14 protein-coding genes are annotated in these 14,239 nt (G+C 53.7%); 7 read left to right on the top strand and 7 right to left on the bottom strand.

Annotation, left to right across the window (positions count from 1 at the left end):
- The gene (trmB, locus tag K7X24_RS13775) at positions 1 to 720 is read right to left on the bottom strand and encodes a tRNA (guanosine(46)-N7)-methyltransferase TrmB (protein WP_224555358.1); all 720 of its coding nucleotides are present in this window, start codon (positions 718 to 720) and stop codon (positions 1 to 3) included.
- Between the two features lie 165 nt (positions 721 to 885).
- On the opposite strand from trmB, the gene mutY reads away from it, so the two are divergent.
- The 4 genes from mutY (at position 886) to K7X24_RS13755 (ending at position 4,565) form a co-directional block, all read left to right on the top strand.
- Positions 886 to 1,992, top strand: coding sequence for an A/G-specific adenine glycosylase (gene mutY / locus K7X24_RS13770; RefSeq protein ID WP_103942651.1), 1,107 nt, complete (start codon positions 886 to 888; stop codon positions 1,990 to 1,992).
- On the top strand, positions 1,989 to 2,261 hold the full coding sequence (locus K7X24_RS13765) for an oxidative damage protection protein (RefSeq protein ID WP_005975842.1): 273 nt from the start codon (positions 1,989 to 1,991) through the stop codon (positions 2,259 to 2,261). Before mutY ends, K7X24_RS13765 begins: the two co-directional genes overlap by 4 nt.
- 52 nt (positions 2,262 to 2,313) lie before the next feature.
- Positions 2,314 to 3,387: a membrane-bound lytic murein transglycosylase MltC gene (mltC, locus tag K7X24_RS13760; protein ID WP_010299671.1), complete on the top strand. Its 1,074-nt coding sequence runs from the start codon at positions 2,314 to 2,316 to the stop codon at positions 3,385 to 3,387.
- A gap of 95 nt (positions 3,388 to 3,482) precedes the next feature.
- Positions 3,483 to 4,565, top strand: coding sequence for a helix-turn-helix domain-containing protein (locus K7X24_RS13755; protein ID WP_224555357.1), 1,083 nt, complete (start codon positions 3,483 to 3,485; stop codon positions 4,563 to 4,565).
- Here the strand turns inward: K7X24_RS13755 and K7X24_RS13750 are convergent.
- From K7X24_RS13750 to K7X24_RS13740, 3 genes are all read right to left on the bottom strand, one after another.
- Entirely contained in the window at positions 4,528 to 5,571 is a 1,044-nt protein-coding gene (locus K7X24_RS13750; RefSeq protein ID WP_224555356.1) for an alpha/beta hydrolase family protein, read from the bottom strand. The genes K7X24_RS13755 and K7X24_RS13750 overlap by 38 nt on opposite strands.
- A 212-nt stretch (positions 5,572 to 5,783) precedes the next feature.
- On the bottom strand, positions 5,784 to 6,614 hold the full coding sequence (locus tag K7X24_RS13745; protein WP_411961345.1) for a phosphoenolpyruvate hydrolase family protein: 831 nt from the start codon (positions 6,612 to 6,614) through the stop codon (positions 5,784 to 5,786).
- Positions 6,615 to 6,629: 15 nt separating this feature from the next.
- Positions 6,630 to 7,853 (bottom strand): Tm-1-like ATP-binding domain-containing protein, encoded by a 1,224-nt coding sequence (locus tag K7X24_RS13740; RefSeq protein WP_107332415.1) that lies wholly within the window; start codon positions 7,851 to 7,853, stop codon positions 6,630 to 6,632.
- A gap of 287 nt (positions 7,854 to 8,140) precedes the next feature.
- On the opposite strand from K7X24_RS13740, the gene K7X24_RS13735 reads away from it, so the two are divergent.
- Together K7X24_RS13735 and K7X24_RS13730 are read left to right on the top strand one after the other, a co-directional pair.
- Positions 8,141 to 8,770 carry a TetR/AcrR family transcriptional regulator gene (locus K7X24_RS13735; RefSeq protein WP_039490327.1) on the top strand — a complete coding sequence of 210 codons (630 nt, stop codon included), beginning with the start codon at positions 8,141 to 8,143 and terminating at the stop codon, positions 8,768 to 8,770.
- A 79-nt stretch (positions 8,771 to 8,849) separates the two neighbouring features.
- Positions 8,850 to 9,590 (top strand): SDR family oxidoreductase, encoded by a 741-nt coding sequence (locus K7X24_RS13730; protein WP_224555353.1) that lies wholly within the window; start codon positions 8,850 to 8,852, stop codon positions 9,588 to 9,590.
- Between the two features lie 18 nt (positions 9,591 to 9,608).
- On the opposite strand, the gene K7X24_RS13725 is transcribed toward K7X24_RS13730, so the two are convergent.
- Positions 9,609 to 9,773 (bottom strand): hypothetical protein, encoded by a 165-nt coding sequence (locus tag K7X24_RS13725; protein WP_010299649.1) that lies wholly within the window; start codon positions 9,771 to 9,773, stop codon positions 9,609 to 9,611.
- Between the two features lie 126 nt (positions 9,774 to 9,899).
- Here K7X24_RS13725 and ansP point away from each other — a divergent pair, with 126 nt between their 5' ends.
- Positions 9,900 to 11,351, top strand: a complete 1,452-nt coding sequence (ansP, locus tag K7X24_RS13720; RefSeq protein WP_039506302.1) for an L-asparagine permease — start codon at positions 9,900 to 9,902, stop codon at positions 11,349 to 11,351.
- A 76-nt stretch (positions 11,352 to 11,427) separates the two neighbouring features.
- On the opposite strand, the gene K7X24_RS13715 is transcribed toward ansP, so the two are convergent.
- Entirely contained in the window at positions 11,428 to 13,581 is a 2,154-nt protein-coding gene (locus K7X24_RS13715; RefSeq protein WP_224555352.1) for an ornithine decarboxylase, read from the bottom strand.
- A 231-nt stretch (positions 13,582 to 13,812) separates the two neighbouring features.
- Positions 13,813 to 13,944 (bottom strand): hypothetical protein, encoded by a 132-nt coding sequence (locus K7X24_RS22010; RefSeq protein WP_263499286.1) that lies wholly within the window; start codon positions 13,942 to 13,944, stop codon positions 13,813 to 13,815.
- Positions 13,945 to 14,239: the final 295 nt, after the last annotated feature.

Raw genomic sequence — 14,239 nt, 5'->3', positions numbered from 1 at the left:
TTATTTTATCCTCTCAAACATCAGATCCCACACGCCATGCCCCAAACGCTGGCCGCGTGCTTCAAATTTCGTCAGCGGACGGGACTCCGGCCGCTCAACGTACTCATTATTATTGGAAAGATTACGGTACTCGGTGACAGAGGTCATCACTTCGAGCATATGTTGCGCATAAGGTTCCCAGTCTGTTGCCATGTGGAACACGCCGCCGACTTTCAGCTTACTCTGTACCAGTTGGACGAAAGGCACTTGGACGATACGGCGTTTATTATGGCGAGCTTTGTGCCACGGATCGGGGAAGAAGAGTTGAACCATAGACAGTGAGCCATCCGGGATCATATTCATCAGCACTTCGATCGCATCGTGACACATCACGCGCAGATTGCTGATTCCCGTCTCCTGTGCGGCAGCGAGACACGCGCCCACGCCCGGCAGGTGAACTTCGATACCGAGGAAATTCTGCTCGGGATGCTGTGCCGCCATCGTCACCAGCGAGGCGCCCATCCCAAAACCGATCTCCAGCACCACGGGCGCGTCACGACCAAATAGCGCGTTAAAATCGACCAGCTCGGTCTGATATTCCACGCCCATCACCGGCCAGTAGTTATCCAACGCCAGCTGTTGCCCGTTGGTCAAGCGCCCCTGACGGCGGACAAAACTGCGGATACGACGCATCGGGCGCCCATTTTCATCAAATTCCGGTGAAATGACGTTGTTAATCATAAAGAGTGCTTACTTGCTGTCCGATTTCGTTAATGAAACGCGCATTATGCAAGGATACCGTGGTTTAGCAAGCCCACTGCCTCGGAAAGTTCCGGTTTACAGCACATTCACTCTGTGCTGGAATCGCTATCAAACTTTTTACCTGCCGGATAGTGACCCCATTTTATGATGCAAGCGCAACAGTTCGCCCATCAGGTGCTGGACTGGTACCAACGCTATGGCCGCAAAACCCTGCCGTGGCAGCTTGAGAAAACTCCCTATAAAGTATGGCTATCCGAAGTGATGTTGCAACAAACGCAGGTCACCACGGTTATCCCCTATTTCCAACGCTTTATGGAACGCTTTCCGAACGTCAGTGCACTGGCGGCAGCACCGCTGGATGAAGTGCTCCACTTGTGGACCGGGCTGGGCTACTACGCACGTGCGCGTAATCTACACAAAGCGGCACAGACTATTGTGTCACGTCACGGCGGCGAATTCCCCACCACCTTTGATGAAGTCGCGGCGTTGCCGGGCGTCGGGCGTTCCACCGCAGGCGCGGTGCTGTCGCTCGCTCTCGGCCAGCATTACCCGATTCTCGACGGTAATGTGAAGCGCGTGCTGGCACGCTGCTACGCCGTTGACGGCTGGCCGGGCAAGAAAGAGGTCGAAAAGAAACTGTGGGCGCGGAGTGAAGACGTCACGCCAGCCGAGGGCGTCAGCCAGTTTAATCAGGCGATGATGGATCTCGGTGCGATAGTCTGCACCCGCAGCCGCCCCAAGTGCGAGCTGTGCCCGCTGAGCACCGGCTGTATTGCCTACGCCAACCACAGCTGGGCGCAATACCCCGGCAAGAAGCCGAAGCAGACGCTGCCAGAGAAAACTGGCTGGTTCCTGCTGATGCAACAGGGTTCTCAAGTCTGGCTGCAACAGCGCCCTGCCGTGGGCCTGTGGGGCGGGCTATTTTGCTTCCCGCAGTTCAGCGAACGTCGGGAATTGGAACTCTGGATGCAACAACGTGGTCTGAATCCTGATGGATTGCAACAGCTTGTCGCGTTCCGCCACACATTCAGCCATTTTCATCTGGATATCGTTCCGCTCTGGCTGGACGTATCGCAGACCGATCGCTCACAAAACAGGTCCTGCATGGATGACGATGCAGGTCTCTGGTATAACTTAGCGCAGCCGCCGTCTGTCGGACTGGCCGCCCCGGTAGAACGCCTGCTGAGGGAGTTGGCTCACCCGCAGTCAACACGTTTGAATGCCTGCGCAATTGATGAGGAAGAAGCATGAGCAGAACGATTTTTTGTACTTTTTTACAACGCGACGCCGAAGGGCAGGATTTCCAGCTCTATCCCGGCGATCTGGGCAAGCGCATCTATAACGAAATCTCTAAAGAAGCCTGGGCGCAATGGCAAACCAAGCAAACCATGCTGATCAACGAGAAAAAGCTCAGCATGATGAATGTTGACGACCGTAAGCTGCTGGAACAGGAAATGATCAAGTTCCTGTTTGAAGGGAAGGACGTACACATCGAAGGCTATACGCCTCCGAGCCACTGAGATTGCGGGCTTTCGGGCCCGCTTACGTCCCCATTCCGACACGGCTTGTTATATGAAGAAAATGTTAGCGCTGCTGGTGATTGCACCACTGCTGGTTTCCTGTTCGGGAAACAAAGGGAATGCCGACAACGAAGAGTTTCTCAAGGATACCAACGCCTTCGATATTTTAATGGGGCAATTTGCCCACAACATCGAAAATATCTGGGGGATGAATGAAGTTCTGATCGCTGGCCCAAAAGACTACGTCAAATACACCGATCAATATCAGACGCGTAGCCACATCAACTTTGATGCCGGTTCAATCACTATCGAAACCATTTCGGCAACCAACTCCGTTGCCAGCCTGCGTCAGGCGATTATCACGACCCTGCTGATGGGCGATGACGCCAGTAACACCGACCTGTATTCCGACGCTAACGATATTCAAATCAGCCGCGAGCCGCTGCTGTATGGACAGGTGCTGGATAACACCGGACAGCCGATCCGCTGGGAAGGCCGAGCCGCCAGCTTCGCCGATTATCTGCTCCAGAACCGTCTGCAAAAACGCACCTCCGGCCTGCATGTGATCTGGTCGGTCACGATCCAGCTCGTCCCTAACCATCTGGACAAGCGTGCACACAAATACCTGCCGCTGGTGCGTAAGGCTTCCGAGCGTTACGGCATTGAAGAGTCGCTGATTCTGGCGATTATGCAGACAGAGTCCAGCTTCAACCCTTACGCCGTCAGCCGTTCCGATGCGCTGGGTCTGATGCAGGTAGTGCAGCACAGCGCAGGACGCGACGTCTTCAAGATGAAAGGGAAATGGGGGCAGCCAAGCCGCAGCTATTTGTTCGATCCAGAACAAAACATCGACGCGGGTACCGCCTATCTGTCGATTCTGAAGAACAGCTATCTGGCCGGTATTGAAAACCCAACGTCGAAACGCTACGCCGTCATCACCGCGTATAACGGTGGCGCAGGCAGCGTGTTGCGCGTCTTCTCCAGCGATCGCGATCGCGCCGTGGGCATTATCAACAACATGTCACCGAGCGATGTCTACCAGACGCTGACGACGAAGCACCCGTCTGGCGAATCACGCCGCTATCTGTACAAAGTGAACACGGCACAGAAAAATTACCGCCGCTAATTCACGCGCACCACAGAACGCCGCGCTACCGGGTTTGCTCCGGTAGCGCGGTTTCATCAGACCAGATATCTACAATAACGTTGTTGATAAACACAATGACCGCGATTCCCTTACCGTTTATTACTGCACTTCTGCTGGTTATTTTATTTTTTCGCATCCAGTTTCTGGCTATTCAAAATAAAGGAACTAAAAAGCGTAATACCAAAGCAGAGGCGATACTCATCGGCGTGAGCTGTCTTGCCCTGACACTGGTAGCGTTACGCTGGGGTGGTCATGTTGCCTTACCTTCATTTATCCAACCCGCCATTGCCGCATCCATTCCGCCGCTGTTATGGCTTTGCCTGTTCCCCTATAGAGAAAAGGTCTCCGATGCCTTAAACCGTCGACGCCGACGATCTCTCCGGCATCTGTTACCACCCTTACTCATCCTTGGCGCAAGTGCCGTCCAGAGCAGAACAACCGTTCCACTCATCGATCTGATGCTGGTGAGTATTTACTTCGGCTATGGGGCAATGCTGGTTTACAGCGCTCACCATCGTCAAACGCCCTCTCCCCTGTGGAAAAGCGCGCCGTTTATCGCCGGGCTGTATGTGCTTATCTCCGGCGCTATCGATATCGTCATCGCACTGGATATCGCTTTCTACAGCGGCAATAGCGCGGCGACCATCATCACCGTATTCCACATCATCATGCTGGCGATATTGACCCTGCTTATCGTCACGTACTCTGCACAACACCCGCAGGCTGAGCTTAGCGTTACACATGACCAGAAACCGGAAGCGCTACCTGCTACCGATGATGAACACCAACTGGCGAAAACGTTAGATGACTTCATTCGTACGCATGCGTTATACACCGACCCCAGCATGACGCTTCAGCGCCTGAGCCGACGCATGGGAATACCGCTAAGACGCCTGTCCGAAACCATCAACCGCGTGCACGGTCGTAATTTCTCGCAGGTGATGAACGAATACCGAATTGAGGAGGCCAAGCGCCTCCTCAGTCAAACGGATGCACGAATCACGGATATCATGCTGGAAAGCGGGTTTCAGACTAAATCAAACTTCAACCGCGAGTTTTTGCGACTCACGGGGATGAGTCCCAGCGTCTGGCGTAGTCAGCACCCACTTCGGGCACAGGCTACGGCTTCCTCCACGCCGCCTGAAGAAAATCGCTAATATCCTTCACAACGCCCTGCTGAATCTGCTCACGCGAACGTGCGCCGCCATCAAGACAAATCATGCCATCTCCTGGGTTCTCGGCATTAATGATCTCAATGGCACCCGGCTTACAAATCTGCATGAAGCTAAAATGCGTCGCATCAGCAATTTCCTTATAGGCTGAATGCGCTGGTGGCAGCTTCTGTGCCAAATCGTGAGATTCCAGCTCGGCAGGCAGTTCCTCATTAGGATACCCAGCCGCAACGATCAAAACGGGAATGTGTATTGCCGCAAGACTCTCCGCGGTAAACCCTCGCGCCAGCCCCATATCCAGCGAGACCACCGCACTGATACGCGGATCCGCCAATGGCTTATCAAGCTGCGCACGTAATGACGCATTCTTTGCGATATGCATCTTTTCATAGGCTTTGCAGGACGCCAGCCCAACATGCGTCAGACAATCACGCTCAAATTGCTGCGTGCTAAAACGCCCGCCCGCTAACTCCAATACCGTCCATCCCCCCAGCGAATGGCCAACAGCGGCAATACGCTGCGCATCAACACGCCCCGTTTTTTCTGGGGCAGCGAGTAAAGCGGTAATAACGCGGCTAATATCGTTGGGCCGTAGCCATAACTCCTGAGCCTTCTCAACCCGCATATCTTTAGTGGTCGTTCCTGGGTGATTAGGCGCGGCAACAATATAGCCTTGCTTGACCAACGCCTGTGCCAGCCAGAGTTGATTAAACCAGCTCCCGCCATAGCCGTGTGAAACCACAATCAGGGGATATTCACCGGACTCAGGCACGGCATTTTTGCTTACGGCGATACCGGGAAATACAGGATTCTCACCGATTATCGCAGTCTGTTGTGATGATGAAGCCGGATAAAATACGGCAGCTTCCAGCGGCCTATTATTGGCCTCATCAGCCAGCGTTATTTGTTGAAACCCAATGCCAACATTCGCCATAACGGCAAAGCTGAGTAGCAAATTCGTTATCAATCCTATCGTGATGCGCCATGTCATACCTATTTCTCCGAAGTTTCTGCACTGTGAAAAATAGCAGTTATAACAATGACTTTCTTCCCTGTGCGACCTAAAACGCTATTTAGTACCTCTGTTTAGGACACAAAAAACTACGGCCAGCATGTGCTGGCCGCATTCCCTGATATTGGCGCAATTTACCTGCCTTCTTCCTGCTTTAGGACATCGGCTAGGTATAGAGCCAAAAAAGTCTGTTAACGCTTAATTTTTTTGAATTGCTGTGTAGTAGCCGTTAACGCGGTTTCTGTCGGCAGCCGCTCCATAGAGCTGGCACCGTAAAAACCATCGCACTGCGGGCAGTGATCCATAATGAACTGTGCGTCCTGCGGTGTTGAAATCGGTCCGCCGTGACACAGCACAATCACATCCTTACGGATGGACTTCGCCTCATCTGCCCAGTGATTAATCAACGGAACGCAATCCGCCAGATTAAGCGCCGTTTCCGCCCCAATATTACCGCCAGTGGTTAACCCCATGTGCGGCACAATAATATCCGCCCCCGCTTTCGTCATCGCGACGGCATCTGCCGCACTGAACACGTAAGGCGTGGTCAGCATATCTTTTTCGTGCGCCAGGCGAATCATGTCCACTTCCAGCGCGTACCCCATTCCGGTTTCTTCCAGATTGGCGCGGAAATTACCGTCAATCAGCCCAACGGTTGGGAAGTTCTGCACGCCAGAGAAACCCAGCGCTTTCAGGTCATCCAGAAATTTATCAAACTGACAGAAAGGATCGGTTCCGTTTACGCCTGCCAGCACCGGCGTGTGCTTCACAACCGGCAGCACTTCTTTCGCCATATCCACGACGATCTCATTCGCGTTGCCGTAAGCCAACAGGCCAGCCAGCGAACCTCTCCCCGCCATGCGATAGCGCCCAGAGTTGTAGATCACGATCAGATCGATGCCGCCCGCTTCTTCACATTTCGCGGAAAGCCCCGTTCCCGCACCACCGCCGATAATCGGCTCGCGACGCGCGATCATGTCGCGAAATTTTGCCAGCAGTTCCTGACGATTAATGCCTGACATCATGCTTCTCCCTTCTTATTTCACTAACGCCCGAAACGCATCGACTGCGGCATGGGCAAATAAAGGATCGTTAATATGGAAAGGCAGACGAATAATCTGTCGTCTTGCCGTTTGCTGAACGACGCTCTCCAACGTGCTGATAAACGCGTCACGTGCTTCCGGGTGCCAGAATGCCTGATCCGGCGCATCCAGCGCGGAGAAGCCGCCTTCTGGGATCAGGAAGCGCACGTCGCCTTCACAGCGGTTGAGTTTCTCCCCAATCCAGCGCGCCATCGCGATATTTTCGTCTATCGTGGTACGCATCAGGGTGACCTGCGCGTTGTGGTTGTAGAACAGACGATGCGCGTATTTCTCCGGCACGCTTGCAGGAGAACCAAAATTCACCATGTCCAGCGCACCGCAGGACGCCACGTAAGGCACCTGCGTCTTGGCTATCGCATCAAACCGTTCCGGCCCGCAGGCCAGCACGCCATCAAACAGTAAATCGCACACTTCTGTCGTGGTGAGATCGAGCACGCCAGTGAGCAAATGGCTGTCCACCAGCTTTTCCATCGCTTTCCCACCGCTGCCCGTCGCGTGAAAGACCAGACAGTCAAACTCCGCTTCCAGCAATGCGCTGGCTTCCTGAATGCACGGCGTCGTAACCCCAAACATGGTCAGGCCAATCGCGGGTTTATCGTCATGATGCTCCTGAATATGAAACTTCACGGCACCGGCAATCTGGTGCGCGGCGTTGCCGAGAACCTGACGAGAAATACGGTTCAGGCCCGCCACATCGGTAACGGAATACATCATGCTGATATCGCTGGCGCCGATGTAGCCGGAAATATCGCCGGAGGCCATCGTCGAGACCATCAGCTTCGGCATACCAATCGGTAAAGCCTGCATCGCGGGCGTAATCAGTGCCGTACCACCAGAACCGCCAAGCCCGAGCAGCCCAGCAGTATCATCGCGAGACAGCATGAAGTGCTCAAATGCAACGGCCATGGCGCTAATAGCCAGCCCTCTGTCATGGCAAAACACCGCCGATACGCCCTGCGGATGGTACGATGCCACCGTTGCTGCGCTGATATCTGTCGCATCTGACACCTGTGAATCCGTTGACGGCGGTGTCGTTGACAGATCGATCGTGACCGTTTTTAAGCCTGTAGCGGCAATCAGATCGCGGACGTAAATCTGTTCTTTTCCTTTAGTATCAGCGGTACTTGCAATATAAACGCTGCCAACTTCACTTCCCACTTGGTATCCCTCCCACCGTTAGCGAAACAATTAACAGATTGATATAAATGAAAATTATAAAAACTAAAAACAGGCTAGATTAATTCGCCGCCATATTGAGACTTGAGTATCAGAAAGACAAACCATTAAATACCCAAATGAGACAAAAGTCTCAAAATGTTATGAATGACATTACATTAACAGTAAGAAAGCTTGACGTGGCACTAGAATCACGCAATTTGCTATAGTTCAGGCGACAACGCCGTACTGCCCGATAGCGTCCGGCCCGAAAATTCAATGAGGTCTATGTGATTGAACGGGATGAAAAACTGACATCAACACGGGCGAAAACCCGTCGTTTACTAATTGATACCGCCATGAATATGTTCGATCAAGGCATATTCCCTTCCATTACCGATGTTGCTGCTGCGGCTCAGCTTTCACGCGCGACGGCTTACCGCTATTTTCCGACGCAAAGTGCGTTAGTCTCCGCCGTTGTCGGCGAAAGCCTTGGTCCGATTCTGGCGTGGCACCCGACACAGCCGGACGCCAGTGAACGCGTGTCTGAACTGCTGCACTTTGCTTACCCAAGAATGCTGGAGCATGAAGGTGCGCTGCGTGCAGCGTTACATCTTTCACTGCAACAATGGGCCGATCGTCGCTCCAATCGCCTGCATACGGATACGCTGACACGCGGCAATCGCAAACGTCTGCTCAAAATTGCCACCGAACCGCTGGAAGGAAAAATCACGCCGGAAGCACAACAGCGGGTGATTTATGCCTTATCGCTTATTTATGGCTCGGAGGTTTTCCTGGTGCTGAAAGATATCTGGCATTTGGAAGAGGACGGCATTCAGGATGTCACGCAGTGGGTCGCCAAAGCCATTCTACGGCAGGCGGAAGAAGATGCTGCACAGGCCGATTCGCAGAAAACCTAACGAACACATTTATGCTGCATCCCGCTCTGTCGCCGGATACGCAGCAACGGAAGCACATTCTTTGCCAAGGGAATATATGATGCTAAAAGGTAAGCGCGCGATTGTCACTGGCGGTGGCCGCGACTTTGGACAAGCGGTATCCGTCTGGCTGGCTCGCGAAGGGGTGAAGGTCGATCTTTGCGCCCGCAAACTGGCCGATGCACAGGCCAGCGTCGACATCATTCATCAGGAAGGTGGTACGGCGCGTGCGTATCAGTGCGATATTGCCAGTCCTGATTCGGTTAAAGCCTTTTCCGCACAGTTGCTCGAAGACAGTACGCCCGTCGATATTCTGGTACTCAGCGCGGCACAATGGCTGGAAGGTGGATTGGGAGAAGAAGACACCGATGCGGATATCGTCAGCACCATCAACTCCGGCCTGACCGGTTCTATTCTGCTCACCAAAGCACTGTTGCCGAGCTTACGTCGTTCACAAGGTGCCGATATTCTGGCGATGGTTTCCGTCTGCGGCCTCCCGCAGTTCCACGACTCTATCGCCCACCCCGCGTTCTTCGCTGCCAAGCACGGCATGAGCGGTTTTAGCCGGAATCTGGCGCATCATGTCGCACAGGAAAATATCCGCGTGACGGGGTTTTATCCGCCAGATTTTGAGGTCACCGGCTTGGATGACAACCCCGCTGGCGGGGAAAAAATGGGCGAGCATCTGCTGAACGCCCGCTCGATATGGGAAACCATGCGTTTCGTGCTCGTCCAGCCGCGCAGTTGCCATATCAACGCCATCCATTTTCAGGGGCCGACGCGCGCAGATATCGGCGTGTAACCCATCACCTTTTGCGCTTCATCCCGCTCCGGTCTTTATCACATAACCGGAGCGGTGAAGGGTGTTCCCCGCCTGACACACCGCGATCCCCCACGCCATCACGCTCTGACACACTTTCCTGCTATCCATTTTTTGCCACAGCACACAGGAAAAGGTAGCATCGCTGCCGTTGTTTTCTGCCATGCGGCTTACCGCGCTCAACGTATCATAAAAAAACGTCGCAGACAAAAACGTAATCATTTGAATTTTAAATAATAATAGAAAACGCGTCACCACGAGATGCGTGACAGACAGGAAAACACCGAGTAAATGACACAACATTCCTCAACCAATAGCGAGCATCATGCTGCTCAGCAGCGTCTCCACGAAAAGGGTTATCACCAAAGTCTCGGCAACCGCCACGTACAGATGATCGCAATTGGCGGTTCCATCGGCACCGGACTGTTTCTTGGTGCGGGGGCTCGTCTGCAAATGGCAGGGCCAGCTCTGGCGCTGGTCTATCTGGTTTGCGGCATTTTCTCTTTTTTCATTCTGCGCGCGCTGGGCGAGCTGATCGTTCATCGCCCCACCAGCGGTAGCTTCGTGTCGTACTCGCGTGAGTTTCTTGGTGAAAAAGCCTCCTACGTCGCAGGCTGGATGTACTTCCTCAACTGGGCGATGACCGGGATTGTCGACATCACCGCCGTCGCGCTCTACATGCACTACTGGGGCACCTTTGCCGATGTACCACAGTGGCTGTTTGCACTGAGTGCGCTATCCATCGTCACGCTGATGAACCTGATCGGCGTGAAGTGGTTTGCTGAAATGGAGTTCTGGTTTGCGCTGATTAAGGTCGCGGCTATCGCCATTTTTCTGGTAGTCGGCACGGTCTATCTCGGCACAGGCAGCCCGCTGGACGGCAACACGCCCGGCCTGCACCTGATTACCGATAACGGCGGCCTGTTCCCACACGGCATTCTGCCTGCGCTGGTGCTGGTTCAGGGGGTGATATTTGCCTTTGCCGGTATCGAGATCATCGGGACGACGGCAGGTGAATGTAAAAACCCAGAGCAGGTGCTGCCGAAAGCGGTCAACAGCGTCATCTGGCGTATTGGCCTGTTCTACGTCGGCTCCGTTGCGCTGTTGGTCTGCCTGCTGCCGTGGAACGCCTATCAGGCCGGACAAAGCCCGTTCGTGACCTTCTTCAGCAAGCTGGGCGTTCCTTATATCGGCACGATCATGAATATCGTGGTGCTGTCCGCCGCGCTGTCCAGCCTGAACTCCGGTCTGTACTCGACGGGACGCATTCTGCGCTCGCTGTCGCTGGGTGGTTCGGCGCCCGCTTTCCTGTCAAAAATGAGCGGCCAGTCCGTGCCCTATACTGGCATTTTGGTCACGGTCGGCATCCACATTATCGGCGTGGTGCTGAACTACGTGGTGCCATCGCAGGTGTTCGAGATCGTCCTGAATATCGCCTCGCTCGGCATTATCTGCTCCTGGGCGTTCATCATTCTGTGTCAGATGCAGCTGCGTAAAGCGATTCGTCAGGGGAAAGCCAAACCGGTGGCATTCAGAATGCCCGGTGCGCCCGTGACATCATGGCTGACGCTGGCTTTTCTGGTTAGCGTGTTGGGATTGATGGCGTTTGATTACCCGAATGGCACCTGGACGATTGCGACGGTTCCAGTGCTGGCGATCATGTTGATTATCGGCTGGCGTGGGCTGAAAAAGCAGCGTGAAGCGGTGAAACTCGCCAATCAGCAGGAATCTGATTTGCGTTAAGAGACCAATATCTTAGGGCAGAAAAAACGCAGGCTCGTTTCCGAGCCTGCGTTTCTTGGCTTACCGCTATCCGTAATTACTGTTCTACTACGTAACCATACAGACGCCTGCTGCCATCTTCTTCCGCGACGCTATAGACACCCTGCAATTCCGGGGAGAAGCCGGGCAGCAGGTTAATTCCCGCTTCCAGCGCCAGAAAATAGCGCTGTACCGCCCCGCCCCAGGTTTCACCCGGCACGACACACAGTACGCCCGGCGGATACGGCAACGCCCCTTCCGCCGCGATACGCCCTTCCGCTTCGTCGATAGGAATCAGTTCGATATTTCCGCGCACAAACTCTCTATTAGCATCTTGTGGCAGCATCACCACTGACGGGAACTCGGTTTTACGGAACATCGCTTTTTGCAGATCTTTCACGTTGTGCTGAGCGTAAAAATCATGCATTTCCTGACACAGCTGACGCAGTCGGTAACCACGATAACGCTCTTTGTATTTCTGATACAGGCTGGGCAGCACTTCGCTCAGCGGTGCATCGCGGGCGATCAGCGTTTCGAAATGCACCAGCGCATTCACCAGCTCCTGCATTTTTGCGCCGTCTTCCGCTGGCGTTAACAGGAACAGAATCGAGTTCATGTCGCATTTTTCAGGGATGATGCCGTGCTCGCGCAGATAGTTGGCGAGGATCGTCGCCGGAATACCAAATTCGGTATAATCGCCGCTGATCGCATCAATACCCGGCGTAGTCAGCAGTAACTTGCAAGGATCGATAAAATACTGATCCTCCGCATACCCTTCAAACGCGTGCCATTTCTCACCCGGCTCGAAGTTGAAGAAGCGCACGTCCTGCGCGATCGTCTCCGTATCGTGATCCTGCCAGAGCACACCGCCCACCGTGACAGGCACAAACGGTTTGATGAGCGAACAGCGCGTCAGCAACTGCTTGCGGGCTTCAATGCCCAGCTTCACGCAGTCCATCCACATACGACGCCCACTTGCCCCTTCGTGCATTTTGGCATTGACGTCTAGCGCAGCGAACAACGGATAAAACGGGCTGGTCGAAGCGTGCAACATAAAGGCGTTATTCAGCTGTTTATGGTTGCAGAAACGGCGCTGACCTTTGATGTGCGTATCTTTTTTGTGGATCTGCGAAGTCTGGGAGAAGCCCGCCTGCTGCTTATGCACCGACTGAGTCACGAAAATGCCGGGATCGTTTTCATTCAGATCCAACAACAGCGGCGAGCACTGCTCCATCATCGGGATAAACTGCTCGTAGCCGACCCATGCGGAGTCAAACAGAATGTAGTCGCACAGGTGCCCGATGCTATCAACCACCTGACGCGCGTTATAAATCGTGCCGTCATAGGTGCCGAGCTGGATGACGGCCAGACGGAACGGGCGCGGCTCGTTGGCGCGTTCCGGCGCGACTTCCGCAATCAGTTTGCGCAGGTAGGCTTCATCAAAACAGTGCGCATCCACGCCGCCGATAAAGCCGAACGGATTACGTACGGCTTCCAGATAGACCGGCGTCGCACCCGCCTGAATCAACGCACCGTGATGGTTGGATTTATGGTTGTTGCGGTCAAACAGCACCAGATCGCCACGCGCCAGCAGCGCGTTTGTCACCACTTTGTTCGCAGAAGAGGTGCCATTCAACACGAAATAGGTTTTATCGGCGTTAAACACGCGCGCAGCGTGCTTCTGCGCCTTCTTCGCCGCGCCTTCGTGGATCAGCAAATCACCCAGTTTGACGTCAGCGTTACAGATGTCCGAACGAAAAACGTTCTCACCGTAAAACTCAAAAAACTGACGACCCGCCGGGTGCTTGCGGAAGAACTGACCGCCCTGATGCCCCGGGCAGGCAAACGTCGTGTTTTTCATGTTGACGTACTTGGTCAACGTATCGAAAAACGGTGGCAGTATCGCATCCTGATAGGCTTTCGCCGCACGCTCCAACACGTTCGCGTGCTCACCTTCATCATCGAGAATCAGCCATTCGCTGCCCGCAGGCAGAACATCTAACTCTCTATCTTCATCAGGCTCTTCGACAAACGCCGGAATGCTAAAACCGGTGTGCTGCAATATCGACAGAATGCCGCTACGGGCTTCCTCAATAGAAACCACGACCGCCGCCACATCAGTGAAGTCGGTCTGACTCAACGCGACAATCTCGCGCGTTGTGATTAAACGGGTGGCAACCGCTGCATTCGCCGCAATTTTTAACTGTTTCATGTAACCAAACCCAAACGGTTAAGGGTAAGTGTACGTGCCTAAAAGACACCGTTCAGGGATAACAATCCCGACCAATCACAATGCCAATCAATAACGACAAGCGTATGATCCCTACAGGTAAACTGTAGGCTAAGAATGGAAAAACTGGAGCCAGCACCATCCGATAGACATCAGTAAAAGCAGAGCTGCACTCTATTTTTACTCATGCCTAACAGTGAGCGAACGAACGCCTCACCGCATGGTGAAGGGGGATAATCGACGGGGAGAAAAGTAAACCGCGCAGTGTTGATAAGAAGATACACGCAGTGACGTCATCAACGAGCTGGCGCGAGCGTGCTGCACCATGAGCAATGAATCTGACATATCGGCGATCCTCTTTTAGCTATACGCTAACTACGCTTAAAGGGGCGTTCAGGTGAACGAGACGTTAAAAACCGCGCAATAGTGGCACTATTCTTCATCAAATTCAACAATCCAACCCGCCCTTAACGCGGTAAAAGTGCAACGAAACATGCTGCACGTATCGGGAAGAAACATTACCGCGCTAAGCATGCTGAAAGGATCGCCAGAAATTGGCTAGCAAATAATACAATTGCCTGAAAATAGCGCAGGCGCTCCGCTTTGTGACAGAAACCCGTTGACGCCGTGCGGCCAATAC

The sequence above is a fragment of the Pectobacterium versatile genome (genome assembly GCF_020166435.1).
Lineage (GTDB): Bacteria > Pseudomonadota > Gammaproteobacteria > Enterobacterales > Enterobacteriaceae > Pectobacterium > Pectobacterium versatile.
Note: the sequence above shows the minus strand (reverse complement) of the source record. Positions and strands in the feature narration are given on the sequence as shown.